We start from the raw sequence: 17,243 nt of genomic DNA on the forward strand, positions 1-17,243 counted from the left end.
GTCCTGCAAGCCCACACCGCCCCACCTCTGACAGGTTCACGCGGCTGTGGGTAACGGCGACTGTTGGAACGCGCGGTTGTTGGTAGGTGTCGACCTTGGTCGACACATCTGTCAGATATCGAATTCCAGATTGGGGTCAGAGCCCGTTGCGCGCCAACGGGATCCGACCCCGTGCTCCGACAGATCGCGGAAAACTGTCGAAGGCGGGGAGGGTCCGGTTGCGGGGGCGTGAGCCGCATGGGCCCGAGGCATGCCTCGGGCGAGTTGGGCAGGAGGCCCAACCCCGGTCTTGCCGTGTGCGCAGGACAGCGCACACGAGCAAGCGGCGACCGAGCTTACATGGGTGAGGGCGCTTTGCTTGCGAAGCACCGCTTCGCAAGCGCCCGAACGCACAGCCGCCAGCGGCTGGGCCGGGCCCCGGAGGGGGACTTGCAGCGTCCCCCGCAACCGGACCCACCCCGCCATCCCACGGATTGCACGCTTTTGACGTTGACGTTGCTTCTGCAGGTGCAGGGCTGCAAGCCCTGCAATAATCCCTACCTTCCCATCACCCGGGCGATCGCTTCCACCAGCAGTTCCCCGGTCACCGGCTTGCGCAGGAAGCCACCGATGCCGGCCGCCTCCACCTGCTGCTGCAGGTCCGGGTCGGTACGTGCGGTCACCGCCAGCAGTGGCAGCATGTAGCCCTGGTTGCGCAGATGCTGGGCCAGCTCGAAGCCGCTCAGGCCCGGCAGGTCGAGATCCAGCAGGCCGACGTCGAAATCACCGGCACTGATCTCACGCAGTGCCGCCAGCGCATGGCCCGCATGTACCACCTCGTGCCCGCGCGCACTCAGCAGCCCGCGCACCACATCGGCCACAGTCGCGTCGTCCTCCACCAGCAGTACCCGCAATGGCGGCATGTTGGCCGCGTCCTCGCGGTGCGTTTCACCATCTGCTTCGGCATCGGCATCGACCACCATCGGCAACGGCAACGTCACGCCGAAGCAGGTGCCGCGACCAAGCTGGCTCTCCACCTGGATCCGCCCCTGCATCGCATGCGCCAGTTCGCGGCAGATCGCCAGGCCCAGGCCACTGCCGCCGTACTGCGCCGCGGTACGTGCACCATCGGCCTGCTCAAAGCGGCGGAACAGGCGTTGCTGTTGCTCCTGGCTGATGCCGGGGCCGGTGTCGCGCACTTCGAAATGCAGCGATCGCAGCTCGGCGTCGCTGCGCGCGTGCAGGGTGATGGTGCCGCGGCTGGTGAACTTGACCGCATTCGAAAGCAGGTTCAGCAGGATCTGCCGTACCCGCATCGCGTCGCCGGTGGCCTGCAGGCCGGGCGGCAACTGGTTGTCGAGGGTGAAGCGCAGGCCCTTCTGTGCAGCCAACGGGCCCATCAGCGCCGCCAGGTCCTGCAGCAGGCAGCTCAGCGCGAACGGCTTGGACTGCAACTCCAGACGGCCCGATTCGATCCGCGCCAGGTCCAGCGCATCGTTGACCAGATGCAGCAGGTGCTCGCCGGCGTGGCGGATTGATTGTGTATAGCCGCGCTGCTGCGGATCCAGCGGTGAGGACAGCAGCAGCTCGCTCATGCCGAGCACACCGGTCATCGGCGTGCGGATCTCATGACCAAGGTTGGCCAGGAAGCGGGTCTTGGCCGCCGACGCCTGCTCGGCCAGCTCCTGCTTGTGCAGCGCCAGCTGATAGGCGTGGCGACGCTGCAGGCGCCGACGGTACAGCCAGGCGAACCAGCTGGTCAGCAGCAGCGCGAACGAGGCCAGCACCAGCAGGCCGGACAGGCTGCGCCACCACGGTGGCTGCACGCGGAATTCCAGGCTCTGCACCCGTGACCAGACATGGTCGGCCGACCGCGCCTGCACTTCCAGCCGATAGCTGCCCGGTGCCAGCCGCGAGAACAGGCGCTCACCGGCCGGTCCCACTTCCACCCAGTCCGGGTCATAGCCGGCCAACCGGTAACGATAGGTATTGGACGCCGAATCGGCGAACGACAACAGGCGCGCGACGATGCGCAGATCGCGGTCGCCATCGGCGATCTGCAACGGCGTGTCGTGGGTGAGGTCCAGCACCTGCTCGTTGCGGCGCACCTCCACCCGCTCGATCACCAGCGGCGCACGCCGCATCGAGGGCCGCACCTGCTCCGGGTCGAACACCACCACACCGGACGGCGTACCCGCCACCAGATGGCCGTCTCCCGACATCACCAGCGTGTGCTCGCGGAATTCCTGGCTCGGCAGGCCGTCATGCACGCCATACAGGCGCACGCTCTGGCCATCGGCGCCGATGCGCACCAGGCCACGCGCGCTGGTTGCCCACGCCACCCCCTGTACATCGACCACCAGCCCCGAAGCGGAGATCGCCGGGTAGCCCTGCTCGGCACCGATCACGGCCTGCCGCTCCAGCCGGCCCTGGCTCCAGCGGTAGCGCGACAGGCGGCCATCCTCGGACAGCCAGACCTGGCCATCGCTGCCCACGTGCAGTGCATGGATCGCGGTCGCCGGTGCGCCCGGCACCGGCTGGAAGCGCTCGCTTTCCGGCAGCCACTGCAGCAGGCCTCGGCTGCTGGCCAGCCAGATATGGTCCTGCGGCCCGCATTCCACATCGAGATTGAGCTGGCCCTGCTGCAATCCGCGCTGGCCATTGTCCAGCTGGCGCCGCAGGCGCCCATCCAGATCGCGCTGCTGAAGACCCGACGGCAGCATCAGCCAGAGGCTGTCACCATCACAGGTCATCATCGATTCGATGACCCCTTCCATGGTCGCGTCGGCGCCGGCATCCCGGCCCCAGCGGCGCAGATCTCGCCGCTTCGGGTCGTAGCGCAGCAGCGCGTCGTTGGAGCCGATCCAGACCTGGCCGCGGCGATCCTCGCGCACCGAGGTCAGCCAGTGCATGCCGTTGACCCAGGTGCGGTGCTGTTCGATGCGGCCGGTCTTCGGATCGAAGCGGTCCAGCGCGCCGTGGCTGCCGACCGTCCAGATGCCGCCGTTGCTGGACGGGCTGGTACCCAGCACGAAGGCATTGCGCAGCGAGCGGGGGTCGTCCTCCAGCCGCGACAGCACCGAGAACTGCCACCAGCGCGGCAGCAGGTGCCACAGGCCGGCGTTGGTGCTGGCCAGCCAGATGCCCCCCTCGCGATCCTCGTAGGCGCCGGTCCAGTTCGGGCATACCGGGCCACGCGCCACCGCGCTGTACAGCGGCACGGCCTGGTACTGGCCATCGACCGCGCGGCCAAGGCCGGTGCGGGTGTCCAGCCAGTGCCCGCCCTGCTCGTCGCGCAGCATCATGCCCAGCACCTGTTCGCCTTCGGGCAGCTTCCAGGACGGTGCCTCGAAACGACCATCGGGACGACGCACGATGGCACCGGCCATCGTGCTGATCCAGAGGCTGCCATCGGGCTCGGCCGTCAGGCCATTGATCAGCAGGCTGGGAACGATGCCGGCACCAACCCGTTCAAAGTCCGTGCCGGTCCAGCGCGCGACGCCATGCTTGGTGCCGATCCACAGGCTGCCATCGGCCAGGGTTGCCAGGTACGGCACCGATGCGGCCGGCAGACTGCGTGGGTTGTTCGCTTCGGGCAGGAAGCGCTGCAGCCGGTCCTGGTTGTCCAGGCGGTACAGACCACCTTCGTGGGTGCCGAACCAGACCGAACCATCCGGCGTGGTGGCCAGGCTCCAGACCGTGTTGGTGCCCATCAACGGCTGGCTGCTGCGGTCGTAGAAATGCAGCTGGCGGCGATCGGCCGACATCCGTACCAGACCGGCGTTCTCGGTACCGATCCAGAGCTGGTTGCGCGCATCGACCAGCACCGTCCAGATGCGGTTGTCGCGCAGGCCGTCCTCCGAACGCCAGATCCGGTAGTTGCGCCCGTCGTAGCGGGCCAGACCGTCGTTGGTGGCGATCCAGAGGTAACCGTAACGATCCTCGGCCATGCGGTTCACGGTATTGGACGGCAAGCCGTCGAACACCGTCACCTGACGCGGGCTCGGTGGCACCGGCTGCGCCGCAGCGGGCGACAGGCAGCACAGGAGGACCAGCAGCAGCATCGCCGCCCGCAGATACACCACCGATTGCCTCCTCACGCTGCTTCTGATGATTCCCGCACTACGGGCGTCGGCATGGTAAACCGAAAGTCGCGCCGTTCACGCCCGGCGCTGGCGCATTCAAAGGGCGGTTTGTCGTTTTGCGCGCGCCTGGGCAATGGCAGTCACCAGCATGTCACCGGTCACCGGCTTGCGCAGGAAGCCATCGAACCCGGCCGCCAGGACCTGGGTCTCGGCGTAGGCATCGGAGCGCGCGGTGACCGCCACCAGGGGGAGTTCATAGCCCATGGTGCGCAGCTGGCGAGCGATGGCGGTGCCGTCCAGCGCGGGCAGATCGAGATCGAGCAGGCCCACGTCAAAACCATCGGTGGCAATCTCCGAAAGCGCGCCCAGGCCATGCAGCACATGCACCACGTCGTGGCCACGGCCACGCAGCAGGCCGGCGATGACCTCGGCCACGGTCGCGTCATCTTCCACCAGCAGGATGCGCAGCGGCGGCAGCACCGGCAGCACCGGCGACTCGCCCGGCGCATTGGCGGCCTGCCGGATCCAGGGCAGCGGCAACCACACCCGGAATCGCGCGCCCTTGCCCGGCTGGCTGTCCACTTCGATGCGTCCGTTCATGGCCACGGCCAGCTCCTGGCAGATCGCCAGGCCCAAACCGCTGCCGCCATAGCGCGACGCGGTGCGCGGGCCGTCCGCCTGTTCGAAGCGATGGAACAGGCGGTCCTGCTGTTCGGCGTTGATGCCCGGGCCGGTGTCATGCACTTCGAAGCAGAGTCCGCCACCGTTCTCTTCCAGGCGCACGGCCAGGCCGACGTGCCCGCGCTCGGTGAACTTGATTGCATTGCCCAGCAGGTTGAGCAGGATCTGCCGCACGCGCATCTCGTCGCCGCTGACGCTGATCGGCCCCGGCGGATCGCCCCCACGCTGGAACCCCAGGTTGCGCTGCTTCGCCATCGGCTCCATCAACGCCTGCACCTGGTCGAGCAGGCCAGCCAGATCGAACGGGCGCAGGTCGAGCTCCAGCCGGCCGGCCTCGATGCGGGCCAGATCCAGTGCGTCATTGACCAGCCGCAGCAGGTGGCTGCCAGCCTGCTGGATCGAGCCTGCATAGCTGCGCTGCACCGCATCCAGCGGGGTGGCCAGCAACAACTCGCTCATGCCGAGCACACCGGTCATCGGCGTGCGCACCTCATGGCCCAGCGTGGCCAGGAACCGGCTCTTGGCCTGGGAGGCCTGCTCTGCCAGTTGCTGCTTGTGCACGGTCAACTGCCATTGCTGGCGGCGGCGCAGGCGCGCACGGATCGACCACACCAGGATAAGCAGCAGCAGCGAGCCGATCAGCAGGTAGCCGAAGATCGCCATGCCGCTGCGCCACCAGGGTGGCAGCACCTTCACCTGCAACCGCTGTGAAGGCGTCCACGTGCCACTGGCCGTTGCCGCCTGGACTTCAATGACGTAGCTGCCGGTCGGCAGCCGCGACAGCGTGCGCTGGCCGTCACCGCCCTGCTCCACCCAGTTCTGGTCGTAGCCCTGCACCCGGAAGCGGTAACGGTTGCCCTGCGGATTGGCATAGGAAAGCAGTCGCGCATCGATCTGCAGATCACGATCATCCGGCCCCAGCAACAGCGTGCCGGTGGTCGGCAGCGGTTGCCAGCCGCGGGCATCATCACGCCGCACGCGGACCTCGGCGATCACCAGCGACGACGGCGGCAGCACCGCATCGGCAGCATTCACATCGAACACGACCAGGCCGGTCTGGGCAACCGCGAGCACGCGACCATCGGCATTCACCGCCGGCGGCCTGCTGGTGAACTCGGCGTCGGGCAGACCATCGCGTTCGTTGAACTGCTGCAGGCGGCGCGTTTTCGGGTCCCACCGCAGCAGGCCACGTGGCGTGGTCGCCCACAGGCGGCCGTCTTCGGCCAGCGCCAGTCCTCCCATGCTGACTGAGGGCACGCCAGCACTGCCATCGATGCGCTGGATCAGGCGCAGGCTCATGCCATCCCATTGGTAGCGTTCCAGCGCGCCCTGCCGGGCCAGCCACAGCTGCTGTGGATCCACCCACACCAGATCGTAGATCAGCCCGCGCGAAACGCCCGGCACCGCTTCGAAGCGCCCGGCCTGTTCACGCCAGATCCCCATGTCGCCCATCACCCAGGCCTTGCCCTGTGCATCAAAGCGGATCTGCTCAACCGGTGAATCGGCGGTCTTGCGGAGATCCTCCAGCGGGTAACTACGCAGCACGCGGCCATCGGCGCTGCGCTGCTGCAGGCCCAGGTTCATCACCGACAGCCAGACCGTGCCATCGGGGGCCTGCCGCATCAGATCGATGCGCTGGCGCAGATCGGCTCCCCCATCGATATGCCAATCGTGCAGCGCGCGGGTGGCCGGGTCGTACACGCTGATGCGGCCGGCACGCCCCAGCCACAGGCGCCCGTCCGGCCGCGGCAGCACCGACCACACCGCCCCGCTGCCGATCTCGCGATCGCTGGCCAGCAACTTCAGTACTCCCTGCGCGTCCAGCTGGTACACGCCATGCGCTGAGCCGACGTAGTAATTCCGGCCATCACTGGCTGCACTCAGCAGGTACTGGCTGTCCAGCGGCTTGCCGTCAAGCTGGTTCCAGATCGAAAACCGGCGCCAGTCCGGCGGCAGGTAGGCCAGGCCCTGGGTCAGCAGCGCCACCCACAATCCGCCCTCATGGTCCTGCATCAGATCAAGCACACCGCTCTGGGCAGTGAGGAAGCCACTGCCGCGGTCGCCGTCGAGCCGCCGCAGCATGCTGGCATCTCCACGCAACAGGCCATCGGAGGTGCCCGCCCAGTAACCGCCCTGGCGATCGGCCAGCACCAGTGCCGAACGCAGGCGCGCACTGTCGGCCCAGCGCGGACGGCTGACCCGGTCCTGCGCGTCGATACGGTAAAGGCCGTCATTCTGGCTGCCGGCCCAGATCGAGCCATCGGGGTCGCGGCTCAGGCGCAATACACTCAGCGCCCCCAGTTCGCGCGGCGCGACAGCCTCGAATCCAGTCCCGTTCCAGCGCGCAATGCCCGCCTCGGTGCCGATCCACAGTCGCCCCTGCGCATCGACCAGGCTGCTGTAGATGGTATTGCTGGGCAACCCGCCAGGACGGGCCGGATCATGCTCGAAGAAGCGCAGGCTGCCGTCTTCACCGAAACGGCAGACGCCATGGCCACTGGTGCCGATCCACAGTGCATCCTCGGCGTAGGCCAGCGTCCAGAACTGGCTCAAGCAGGGGCCGTTGACCGCATCGAAGGTCTTGAAGCGTTCGCGGTCGGCATCCAGCCGGGCCACGCCCTTGCCATTGATGCCGACCCAGACGCGGTCCAGGGGATCGACCAGCAGGGTCTCGATCTCGTTGCCGGGCAGCGAGCCCGGCTGCTCCGGATCATGTTCCCAGACCCGCAGGTTGCCGCCGTCATAGCGCACCAGGCCACCATCGGTGGCCGCCCAGATATGGCCCTGGCGGTCCTCGGCCAGCGCCAGCACCATGCGCGAGGGCATGCCTTCAGCTGCACCGAAACGGCGCAGGCGCGGTGTTTCCGCCATGTCGAGGGCCGTGGCCGCCGTGGCGAACGCCATCAGCAGCAGCCCCATTCCCGCGATGCCTCGGCACCACAGGCGCCAACCGCTCGTCATCCTGAACCCCCTGTCCTGTCCCGATTGTCACACAGGGCCGGGTTCATGGCTGCAACAGCCTGTTTCCACCGGTGGACCCACCACGAACTGTTGCAGCCATGCACGCAACGTTGGCGGGGGGCTGTGCGTATGATCGCATCGTCCCCCTTCCGGAGCCCGCCATCGATGCGTCCCTGCCTGGCCCTGCTGCCGACGCTGCTCGCCACCGCCCCCGCCTGGGCGGATGCAGATACCTATCGCCTCGATCCGGTGCATACGCGTGTGCTGTTCACCATCGACCACGCGGGTTACTCGCAGGCGATGGGGACGGTCTCCGGCAGTGAGGGCCGCCTGCAGTTCGATCCCGACAACTGGCGCGAGGCCACACTGGATGTCGAGGTCCCCGTGTCGCGATTGGACCTTGGTGATGCCAAATGGAACCAGGCCACGCTGGCCCGCAGCCTTCTGGATGGCGAGCGTTTCCCGAAGGCACATTTCGTCTCCAGCCGGGTCGAACCGATCGATGCCAAGCGTGCGCACGTGATCGGTACCCTGACCCTGCGCGGCGTCAGCCAGGAAGTCACCCTGGACGTGACCCTCAACGCCATCAAGCGCTACCCCCTCCCCCCGTTCCGACGCACCGCCGGTTTTTCCGCCAGCACCACGCTGAGCCGGCGCGCGTTCGGCATCACCGCCTGGCCGGGCGTCATCGGTGATGCAGTACAGCTGAGGATCGAGGCTGAAGCCACCCTCGACCGCAGCGACGCCCCGGGAACTCCCGCTCCCGTTCCGCACTCCGACCCCAAGACGGCCCGCTAGAGGACCTTTCATGACCGCCAAGAACACCCCCGCCGCCTGGGGGAGTGTCAGCCAGATCCTGCATTGGTTGATCGCACTGCTGATCCTCGCCCTGGGCGTGGTCGGCCTGACCATGGGCGAACTGCCCAAGACGCCCAAGTACTTCTGGGTCTACACCGCACACAAGTCGATCGGCATCACCGTACTGGCGCTGGTGCTGTTCCGCCTCGGCTGGCGCCTGTACGCCGGCGCCCCCAAGCCGGTGCCGGGCGTGCCCAGCTGGCAGGAGCGCATCGCAAGCGCCACCCACGTGCTGTTGTATGTGCTGATGTTCGCCATCCCGCTGTCGGGCTGGCTGTACGACTCGGCCAGTGGCCTGCGCCCGTTCCGCTGGTTCGGCCTGGTTGATGTGCCCAAGCTGAGTGGCCCGGATCCGCAGGTCGTCGCGGTGTCCCACGCCATCCACGAATACGGCTTCTGGCTGTTGATCGCGGTGGTGCTGGCCCATGCCGGCGCTGCCTTCTACCACCACCTGTTCCAGCGCGATGCAACGCTGTCCCGCATGTTGCCGCGCGGCTGGCTCGCCTCCCCTCAGAAGGACTGACCGATGAACCTGAAACTGACCACTCCGGCCGCCGTGGCCGCCGCCCTGGCCGGCATGCTGGCCACCGCCCCGGCGCTCGCTGCGGACTACGCGCAGGCCCCCGGCGCCGGCTCGATCCTGGTGTTCGCCACCAAGTACGACGGCGAAGTGTTCACCGGCAGCTTCCCGGGCTTTGCCACCAAGCTCAGCTTCGACCCGGCCAACCCGGCCGCCGGTTCGCTGGACGTGGTGATTCCGCTGGCCGGTGCCAAGAGCGGCAACAGCGACCGCGACTCGACCCTGCAGACCGCCGACTTCTTCAACGTCGGCAAGTTCGCCACTGCGCGTTACACCGCCAAGGGCTTCCGTGCGGTGGGCAACGACCAGTTCGCCGCCGACGGCACGCTGGAGCTGCGCGGCGTCAGCAAGCCGGTCACCCTCACCTTCACCTGGAAGCCGGGCACCCAGCCGGTGTTGACCGGCAAGGCCACCGTCAAGCGCCTGGACTTCGGCGTCGGCAGCGGTGACTGGGCCGACACCAAGACCATCCCGGACGAAACCGCGATCAGCACGATCGTGAAGTTCGACGCGAAATGATCAACGGGCCGGGGCACCGCCCCGGCCATCATCTCCGGTGGTGCCGGCCGCTGGCCGGCAACCTCACCGATGCGGGCAGGTGCCGGCCAGCGGCCGGCACTACCGTTCGACGGCCAGCCAGGCTTGAACCGCAGCCGCGTCGAACGGCCAGTCCAGCTCACGGTCGCCGCGCTCGTCGCGCAGCACCGGCACCCGCGCGCCGTAGCGCGATTCCAGCGCTGGCTGGTCATCCAGGAACACCGATTCGAATTCCGGCGCCCGGGCCTTGGCCAGCTCGGCCAGCGCCATGTCGCACAGGTGGCAGTCGTCACGCTGGAACAGAGTCAACACCGGCAGGGTCCCCTTGGTGGAAATGCTGCGCCGCAGCCATTGAAGTGCGGCGTGAACCGCTAGAATAGCGGTCTCTTCCGGTACCCGCAGTACGGCAACCATGGCTGTCAGCACGTTCGACGTTTTCAAGATCGGCATTGGCCCGAGCTCCTCGCACACCGTCGGGCCGATGAAGGCCGCCGAGCGATTCATCCACCGCTGGCTGCTCGACCCGGGCCGCCTGCACGAGGTCGCGCGCATCCGCGCCGATGTCTATGGCTCGCTGGCGCTGACCGGCCGCGGCCATGGTACCGACAAGGCGATCCTGCTCGGCCTGGAAGGGCAGCGGCCGAACCTGATCGACCCGGACATCATCCCGGCCACGCTGGAGCGCATCCGCAGCAGCAAGCGCATCCAGCTGATGGGCCAGCACGAGATCGCCTTCGACGAGAAGCGCGACCTCGGCATGAACAAGCGCCAGAAGCTGCCCTACCACACCAACGGCATGCGCTTCACCGCGTACAACGCCGACGACGAAGTGATCGCCACCCGCGATTATTACTCGGTCGGTGGCGGCTTCGTGGTCAACCAGGACGACGCGGCCGATGACCGCATCGTGCCCGACGAGACCCCGCTGCCCTACCCGTTCAAGAGCGGCGACGAGCTGCTGGCGCAGACCGCACGCAGCGGCCTGAGCATTGCCCAGCTGATGTTCGAGAACGAGAAGTGCTGGCGTAGCGAAGACGAGATCCGCGCCAACCTGCGCGAGATCTGGAGCGCGATGCAGTCGTGCGTCGCGCGTGGCATCCGCGAGGAAGGCGTGCTGCCGGGTGGCCTGAAGGTCGGCCGTCGTGCACCGGCGCTGTACCGCGAGCTGTCGTCGAAGCCGGAAGCGGCGATGCGCGATCCGCTGACCACGCTGGACTGGGTCAACCTGTACGCACTGGCGGTGAACGAAGAAAACGCCGCCGGTGGTCGCGTGGTGACCGCGCCGACCAACGGTGCAGCCGGCGTGCTGCCGGCGGTGCTGCATTACTTCGACCGTTTCTGCCCCGGCGCCAACGAGCAGCGTGTGTTCGACTTCCTGCTGACCTCGGCGGCGATCGGCATCCTGTACAAGGAAAACGCTTCGATTTCCGGTGCCGAAGTGGGCTGCCAGGGCGAAGTGGGCGTGGCCTGCTCGATGGCGGCCGGCGGCTTGGTCGCGGCGCTGGGCGGCAACCCGAGCCAGATCGAGAATGCTGCGGAAATCGGCATGGAACACAACCTGGGCCTGACCTGCGACCCGATCGGCGGCCTGGTGCAGATCCCGTGCATCGAGCGCAATGCGATGGGTGCGGTGAAGGCGATCAATGCCTCGCGCATGGCGATGCGCGGCGACGGCAAGCACAAGGTGTCGCTGGACAAGGTGATCAAGACCATGCGCGATACCGGCCGCGACATGCAGGACAAGTACAAGGAAACCAGCCGCGGTGGCCTGGCGGTGAACGTCATCGAATGCTGATGGCCGCAGCCAGGCATGGCCTGGCTCTACCCTGCAGCCGGGCATGAGCCCGGCTCAACATCGGACGACACCGTCACCGCGTTCCGGTTAGGCTCGGGGCTCCCCCGCCCCGGATTGGCCCCATGCGCGTGATCGCTGCTGCCCTGCTTGCCTGCCTGCCGCTGTCCGCGCTTGCCGCGCCGACCTATGGTCCGCGGCTGGAAGGTTTCGACTACGGCTATCCGGTGAAGATCTTCGCGCTGGAGTCGCAGCGGCAGCCACTGGAAATGGCCTATCTGGATGTCCTGCCCAAGCGCCGCGCCATCGGTGTGGTGGTACTGCTGCACGGCAAGAATTTCTGCGCAGCCACCTGGCAGCAGACCATCGCGCCGCTGCTGAACGCCGGCTACCGGGTGATCGCCCCGGACCAGGTGGGCTTCTGCAAATCCAGCAAGCCCGAACGCTACCAGTATTCGTTCGCGCAGCTGGCCGCCAACACCCATGCCCTGCTGCAACAGCTGCAACTGGGTGATGTACCGGTGCACCTGGTCGGTCATTCGATGGGCGGCATGCTGGCGGTGCGCTACGCGCTGATGTTCCCGCAGGACCTGCGCAGCCTGTCACTGGTCAATCCAATCGGGCTGGAAGACTGGAAGGCGCTGGGTGTTCCCTGGCGCAGCGTCGACACGTGGTACGCCGGCGAAATGAACATCAGCTATGACAGCATCCGCCGCTACCAGCTGGACGTGTACTACGACGGCAAATGGAAGCCGGCGTATGAACCGTGGGCGCGGATGCAGTCGGGCATGTATGAAGGCCCGGGCAAGCAGGTCGTTGCGTGGAGCCAGGCACTGGCATCGGACATGGTGTTCAACCAGCCGGTGGTCTACGAACTGAAGAATCTGCAGGTGCCGACCACGTTGTTCATCGGCCAGAAGGACCGCACCGCGATCGGCCGTGACCTGGCGCCGCCTGCGGTGAAGGCGACGCTGGGCAATTATCCGGTGCTCGGCAAGTCGGCGGCCGCGACGATTCCCGGCGCGACGCTGGTCGAGTTCGCCGAACTGGGCCATTCGCCACAGGTGCAGGACCCGAAGCAGTTCAACAACGCGTTGTTGAAGGCGTTGAAGTCCCGCTGACCAGCAGGCGTGCTCCTGTCGAGCCGAGCATGGGCTTGTCTCGACAGGAACGCTGCGATCAGCCGACGATCCGCAGCACGTCATCCAGCAACGCGGCCGCAGTGACTTCCGCACCCGCGCCCGGCCCCTGGATCAGCAACGGCTGGCGGCGGTAGCGATCGCTGTGGATGGCCACGCGGTTGTCGGTGCCCGCACCCTGCGCCAAGGGGTGATCGGCCGGCAACTCGCGCAGGCCCACCTGCGCACCCTCGCCATCAACGCGGCCGACGAAACGCAGCACACGACCATTGTCGCGTGCCTGCTGCCAGCGCGCCTGCAGCGGCGCATCCAGCTGCTCGAGCGCAGCCACCGCATCCTCCAGCGGCAGCGCTGCCAGCGCTTCAGGCACCAGTGAATCCACCTGCACCTGCGAAGCATCCAGCGCCAGCCCGCTGCTGCGCGCCAGGATCAGCAGCTTGCGGCGCACGTCCTCGCCGGACAGATCCAGACGCGGGTCCGGTTCGGTATAACCGGCCGCCAGCGCTTCGCGCACCGCCGCCGAGAACGGCGATTGGCCGTCATAGCGATGGAACAGCCACGCCAGCGAGCCGGACAGCACGCCCTCGATGGCGTGGATGTGGTCGCCACCGGCTACCAGCGCGCGCAGGCTGCTCAGCAACGGCAGGCCGGCACCGACGGTGGCGCTGTCGCCATAGCGTGCGCCACTGTCTGCGCAGCTCTCGGCGATGGCCGTGGCACGTGCCAGCTGCGCACCGCGGCCCAGCTTGTTGGCGGTGACCACGTGCACCCCACGCGCCAGCCACTGCACGTGACGTGCGGCCACATCTTCGCTGGCAGTGGCATCGACCACCACGTCACCCCGTTCCAGCCCTTCGGCGCTCGCCCATGGCGGTGAGCTGAGACCGTCACGCGGTGCGCGTCGTGCCAGCTCCAGCGGCAACGCCAGATCACGGTCGATCGCCAGTGCGGTGCGCGAATTGGCCAGCCACTGCACGCTGGGCAGTTCCAACCCGCGTGCCCGCAACGCCTGGTAGCGCTGCACGAAGGCAGAGCCGACCGTGCCGGTGCCGAGCAGCGCCAAGCGTCCCACGCCCAGCGCAGGAATGTCAGCGGCGAGCGCGCTCATGCATCCACCACCTGTTTGCGGCGCGCAGCCGCATCGATCACGGCTTCGGCGCGCTGCAGCGCTGCGCCGAGATCAGCCAGCAGGTCACGCTCGGCCTCGATGCCGACCGACAGGCGCAGCAGGCCTTCGCTGATGCCGGCGGCCGCGCGCGCTTCAGCGGTCATCGCCGCATGGGTCATGGTGGCCGGGTGCGCGATCAGGCTTTCGACGCCACCCAGCGATTCGGCCAGGGTGAAGCAGCGCAGGCCATCGACGAAGGCACGCACTGCGGCATGCGGATCATCGCCTTCGCAGTCGGCCAGTTCGAACGACAGCATCGCGCCGAAGCCGCTTTGCTGGCGCGCGGCGATGGCGTGGCCCGGGTGATCGGCCAGGCCCGGGTAGTACACCGCGCCGACCGCCGGATGCTGGTCCAGCAATGCGACGATCGACGCGGTGTTTTCCTGGTGCACGCGCAGGCGCGCATCCAGCGTGCGCAGGCCGCGCAGGGTCAGGAACGCATCGAACGGCGAGCCGGTCAGGCCCAGCGCGTTGCCCCACCACACCAGCTGCTCGTGCAGCGCCGGATCGCGCGCGACCACCGCCCCACCGACCACATCGCTATGGCCATTGATGTACTTGGTGGTGGAATGCAGCACAAGGTCCGCGCCGAACGACAGCGGCTGCTGCAGTGCCGGCGACAGGAAGGTGTTGTCGACCACCACGAGTGCACCGGCCTTGTGCGCGGCCTCGATGACGAAGCGCAGGTCGGTGATGCGCAGCAGCGGGTTGGACGGCGTTTCCACCAGCACCAGCTTCGGCTGCGTGGCCAGCGCCTGCGCCAGTGCGCGCGGATCGGTCAGGTCGGTGGTGACCAGTTCGAAGTGGCCCTTTTTCGCCAGCGCATTGAACAGGCGCCAGCTGCCGCCGTATGCATCGTGCGGCACCACCAGGGTGTCGCCCGGCTGCAGCAATGCGTTCAACACCAGGTTGATCGCACCCATGCCGGTGGCGGTGATGACGCCGCCGGCGCCGCCCTCCAGTTCCGCCAGCGCCTCGCCGAGCAGGTCACGGGTCGGGTTGCCACTGCGCGTGTAGTCGTACTGGCGCTTGTTGCCGAAGCCTTCAAAACTGAAGTTCGACGACAGCACGATCGGCGGCGTGACCGCACCATGCGCGGTGTCCCGATCGATGCCGGCACGGACGGCGGCAGTGGTGCGACTACAGGACGGCTCGTTTGCGTGCAGGCTCATGCGGACTCTCCAGAAGTGCGGAAGGCGGTGGCGAGGATCGCGTCGATGCGATCGGTTTCTTTGAGGAAGGCGTCGTGGCCGTAGGGCGAGCGCAGCACGCGCAGACTGCCGCGCGGGCCCAGCCCTTCGACCAGACCGACCAGGTCGGCCAGCGGCACCAGGCGGTCACCCTCCACCGCGACAACTACGGTGGGCGGCAGGATCGCGGTGGGGTCGACGCGGTGCAGGTCGATCGATTCGGACAGGCGCAGGTAAGCAGTCACCGGCGTGCGCGCGACGTACTGCGCACCGGCCGCATCGAGATAGTCTTCGGCGGCCACGCGCACACGGCCATTGATCACTTCCGGCGCGGCATCGAAGCGCTCGCCGAACTCTTCCGGGGTGCGGTAGCTGAGCATGGCGAACTGCCGGGCCAGCGCCAGGCCGTGGTCTTCGCCGCACTGCAGCTGGCCCAACGCGACCGCGCGGCGCTGCAATGCGCGCCAGGCGGCGGCATACGGATGCGGGCGATGCGCGCCACTGGCCAGCACCAGCTGGCGCACGCGTGCACGGTGGCGGATCGCGAACTGCTGGCCGACCAGCGCCCCGTAGGAGTAGCCCACGAACGCCTTCAGCGTGCGGATGCCGAGATGGTCCAGCAGCAGCGCCAGTGCATCGGCCTGGTCGGCGGTATCGATCGGCACATCCAGTGCACCATCGGCGCCGATGAAGTCGAAGGCCAGTACACGCAGCTGCTGCGGATCCAGCGCGCGCCCGCTGCCGACCAGGTCTTCGGCCCAGCCCTTCTCGCTGAACTGTGCATTGGACGCCACGTGGCGATGGGCGGAAATGCCACCGGCCAGCACCACCACCGGCGCATTGGCCGGGCCGACCCACTCATAGCGCAGGCGCACCGGGCTGGGGCCGGCGTGACGCATCGACAGCACCGCGGCGAACTCACCGCGCTCGGCATGCACGCGGTCTTCGACCGGCACGCTGACGGGGACAAAGGGTTCGGGGCGAAGCGCGGTACTGGCGGCGAAGCTCATGGCGGGATCCGGTTGGGGAATCGGCCATCGAGCCTTCGCGGGGCCCGCGTTCGAGATGCACGTGTGGTGCATGGTTCGAACCATCTTTCGGTGGACGCCACGGTCCCCGCAGGATTTGGCACCTACGCAGACGCTTTCGCATCCGCGGGCTGCCCCGGCTTCAAAGGGCCTGTCCCTCTGCCGGTCTCGATGGTGGAGCCACGATGCCAGCCCTTTCCGGCACTGTCAATCCCTTCATGCGGATAAAGCGATGAATATTTTCAACGTGACTATGCGAAGGCGGTCGCGGTCGTCCTGTTCAGGATCGGCTACAGTCCCGGTGGTCCCTACCCTCTGGAACCACTGATGCTGCGCCTGCCCCTGACCTGCCTGCTGATGTCCCTGCTGGCGAGCACGACGGCCAGCGCCGGTGACTGGCGCCAGGGCTGGGGACTGGTTTCCCCCGCCACCCCAACCACCCACGCTGGCAGTGCCGAGGGCGCCGCCCCCATGGCCCGGCTGCGCCTGCAGCCGGTCGGCACGCAATGGCAGGCCCGGATCGACAATGGGCTGGCAGGACCGCTGCAGATCGAACTGCGCGCTGCACCCGGACGCCCGGTCGAAGGGCTGCCGCTGCAATCGCTGATCCAGGGCGACAGCAGCCTGGTGGTCGGCCACCTGCCCGCCCCGCTCGATGGCCGCACGCTGGATCTGCGCCTGCAGTCGGTGCCGGGCAACCCGGCCGCACAGGCCGAAGATGTCGCCTATCGCCTGCCTTTCGATGCGGCCCGTCCGCGCGTGGACCAGGCGCCGCAGGGCCGGTTCAGCCACGATGACGAGGAGAACCGCGATGCGGTCGACTTCGCACTGCCGGAGGGCACGCTGGTGCTGGCCGCGCGCGAGGGCACGGTGATGCAGATCCAGGATGGTTTTCGTGGCAACGGCCAGGACCGCGAACGTGATGGTGCCCGCGCCAACTTCATCCGTGTGCTGCACAGCGACGGCAGCATGGCGCTGTACGGCCACCTGCAGGCCGGCGGCATGCGCGTGCGTCGCGGCCAGGCGGTGGGGGCCGGGCAGCCGCTCGGCCTGTCAGGCAACAGCGGCTTCAGCAGCGCGCCGCACCTGCACTTCGTGGTGCAGGTCAACCGCGGCATGGGCCTGCGCTCGGTGCCGGCACGCATCTTCGCCGAACAGGGCCAACTGCAGTTCGCCCGCCAGGACAAGGTCGAGGGCGGCATCGGGCGCTGAACGGCCCCGGCCGGTATAATCGGGCGCTTATCT

At 67.9% G+C, this 17,243-nt stretch carries 12 protein-coding genes and 1 riboswitch; of the genes, 6 read left to right on the top strand and 6 right to left on the bottom strand.

Annotation, left to right across the window (positions count from 1 at the left end):
* Positions 1–536: 536 nt before the first annotated feature.
* Positions 537–4,064, bottom strand: coding sequence for an ATP-binding protein (locus tag ACSYS9_RS18130; RefSeq protein WP_440568293.1), 3,528 nt, complete (start codon positions 4,062–4,064; stop codon positions 537–539).
* Positions 4,065–4,160: 96 nt separating this feature from the next.
* Positions 4,161–7,706, bottom strand: a complete 3,546-nt coding sequence (locus ACSYS9_RS18135; protein WP_071228099.1) for a hybrid sensor histidine kinase/response regulator — start codon at positions 7,704–7,706, stop codon at positions 4,161–4,163.
* Between the two features lie 165 nt (positions 7,707–7,871).
* Here ACSYS9_RS18135 and ACSYS9_RS18140 point away from each other — a divergent pair, with 165 nt between their 5' ends.
* Genes ACSYS9_RS18140 through ACSYS9_RS18150 form a run of 3 tightly spaced genes read left to right on the top strand, consistent with a single transcriptional unit; the run spans position 7,872 to position 9,663 of the window.
* The gene (locus ACSYS9_RS18140) at positions 7,872–8,504 is read left to right on the top strand and encodes a YceI family protein (RefSeq protein WP_071228098.1); all 633 of its coding nucleotides are present in this window, start codon (positions 7,872–7,874) and stop codon (positions 8,502–8,504) included.
* 10 nt (positions 8,505–8,514) lie between these two features.
* A complete protein-coding gene (locus tag ACSYS9_RS18145) occupies positions 8,515–9,087 on the top strand; it encodes a cytochrome b (RefSeq protein WP_005410672.1) in 573 nt (190 codons plus the stop codon).
* Positions 9,088–9,090: 3 nt separating this feature from the next.
* Positions 9,091–9,663, top strand: a complete 573-nt coding sequence (locus ACSYS9_RS18150; protein ID WP_010482754.1) for a YceI family protein — start codon at positions 9,091–9,093, stop codon at positions 9,661–9,663.
* Positions 9,664–9,762: 99 nt separating this feature from the next.
* On the opposite strand, the gene ACSYS9_RS18155 is transcribed toward ACSYS9_RS18150, so the two are convergent.
* Complete coding sequence (locus ACSYS9_RS18155; RefSeq protein ID WP_032127830.1) at positions 9,763–9,993, bottom strand: glutaredoxin family protein; 231 nt, start codon at positions 9,991–9,993, stop codon at positions 9,763–9,765.
* A 100-nt stretch (positions 9,994–10,093) separates the two neighbouring features.
* Here ACSYS9_RS18155 and ACSYS9_RS18160 point away from each other — a divergent pair, with 100 nt between their 5' ends.
* The gene (locus tag ACSYS9_RS18160) at positions 10,094–11,476 is read left to right on the top strand and encodes an L-serine ammonia-lyase (RefSeq protein WP_049456519.1); all 1,383 of its coding nucleotides are present in this window, start codon (positions 10,094–10,096) and stop codon (positions 11,474–11,476) included.
* A gap of 122 nt (positions 11,477–11,598) precedes the next feature.
* Entirely contained in the window at positions 11,599–12,594 is a 996-nt protein-coding gene (locus tag ACSYS9_RS18165; RefSeq protein WP_071228097.1) for an alpha/beta fold hydrolase, read from the top strand.
* A 58-nt stretch (positions 12,595–12,652) separates the two neighbouring features.
* Here the strand turns inward: ACSYS9_RS18165 and ACSYS9_RS18170 are convergent, their stop codons facing one another.
* The 3 genes from ACSYS9_RS18170 to metX are packed head-to-tail and all read right to left on the bottom strand — an operon-like array spanning position 12,653 to position 15,980.
* Positions 12,653–13,720 (bottom strand): homoserine dehydrogenase, encoded by a 1,068-nt coding sequence (locus ACSYS9_RS18170; protein ID WP_071228096.1) that lies wholly within the window; start codon positions 13,718–13,720, stop codon positions 12,653–12,655.
* Positions 13,717–14,952, bottom strand: coding sequence for an O-succinylhomoserine (thiol)-lyase (locus tag ACSYS9_RS18175; protein WP_071228095.1), 1,236 nt, complete (start codon positions 14,950–14,952; stop codon positions 13,717–13,719). Before ACSYS9_RS18175 ends, ACSYS9_RS18170 begins: the two co-directional genes overlap by 4 nt.
* Positions 14,949–15,980 carry a homoserine O-succinyltransferase MetX gene (gene metX, locus ACSYS9_RS18180; RefSeq protein ID WP_049401407.1) on the bottom strand — a complete coding sequence of 344 codons (1,032 nt, stop codon included), beginning with the start codon at positions 15,978–15,980 and terminating at the stop codon, positions 14,949–14,951. Before metX ends, ACSYS9_RS18175 begins: the two co-directional genes overlap by 4 nt.
* A gap of 77 nt (positions 15,981–16,057) precedes the next feature.
* A riboswitch (SAM riboswitch) is annotated at positions 16,058–16,176 on the bottom strand.
* Positions 16,177–16,325: 149 nt separating this feature from the next.
* Here metX and ACSYS9_RS18185 point away from each other — a divergent pair.
* Positions 16,326–17,210, top strand: coding sequence for a M23 family metallopeptidase (locus ACSYS9_RS18185; RefSeq protein WP_071228094.1), 885 nt, complete (start codon positions 16,326–16,328; stop codon positions 17,208–17,210).
* Positions 17,211–17,243 lie beyond the last annotated feature (33 nt).

The organism is Stenotrophomonas sp. STK17_22 (assembly GCF_051983905.1).
Taxonomy (GTDB): Bacteria; Pseudomonadota; Gammaproteobacteria; order Xanthomonadales; family Xanthomonadaceae; genus Stenotrophomonas; species Stenotrophomonas maltophilia_A.

Coding starts and splice junctions, on each gene's coding strand:
- ACSYS9_RS18135 (WP_071228099.1), bottom strand. CDS start 7,706: ATGACGAGCGGTTGGCGCCTGTGGTGCCGAGGCATCGCGGGAATGGGG.
- ACSYS9_RS18140 (WP_071228098.1), top strand. CDS start 7,872: ATGCGTCCCTGCCTGGCCCTGCTGCCGACGCTGCTCGCCACCGCCCCC.
- ACSYS9_RS18145 (WP_005410672.1), top strand. CDS start 8,515: ATGACCGCCAAGAACACCCCCGCCGCCTGGGGGAGTGTCAGCCAGATC.
- ACSYS9_RS18150 (WP_010482754.1), top strand. CDS start 9,091: ATGAACCTGAAACTGACCACTCCGGCCGCCGTGGCCGCCGCCCTGGCC.
- ACSYS9_RS18160 (WP_049456519.1), top strand. CDS start 10,094: ATGGCTGTCAGCACGTTCGACGTTTTCAAGATCGGCATTGGCCCGAGC.
- ACSYS9_RS18165 (WP_071228097.1), top strand. CDS start 11,599: ATGCGCGTGATCGCTGCTGCCCTGCTTGCCTGCCTGCCGCTGTCCGCG.
- ACSYS9_RS18170 (WP_071228096.1), bottom strand. CDS start 13,720: ATGAGCGCGCTCGCCGCTGACATTCCTGCGCTGGGCGTGGGACGCTTG.
- ACSYS9_RS18175 (WP_071228095.1), bottom strand. CDS start 14,952: ATGAGCCTGCACGCAAACGAGCCGTCCTGTAGTCGCACCACTGCCGCC.
- metX (WP_049401407.1), bottom strand. CDS start 15,980: ATGAGCTTCGCCGCCAGTACCGCGCTTCGCCCCGAACCCTTTGTCCCC.
- ACSYS9_RS18185 (WP_071228094.1), top strand. CDS start 16,326: ATGCTGCGCCTGCCCCTGACCTGCCTGCTGATGTCCCTGCTGGCGAGC.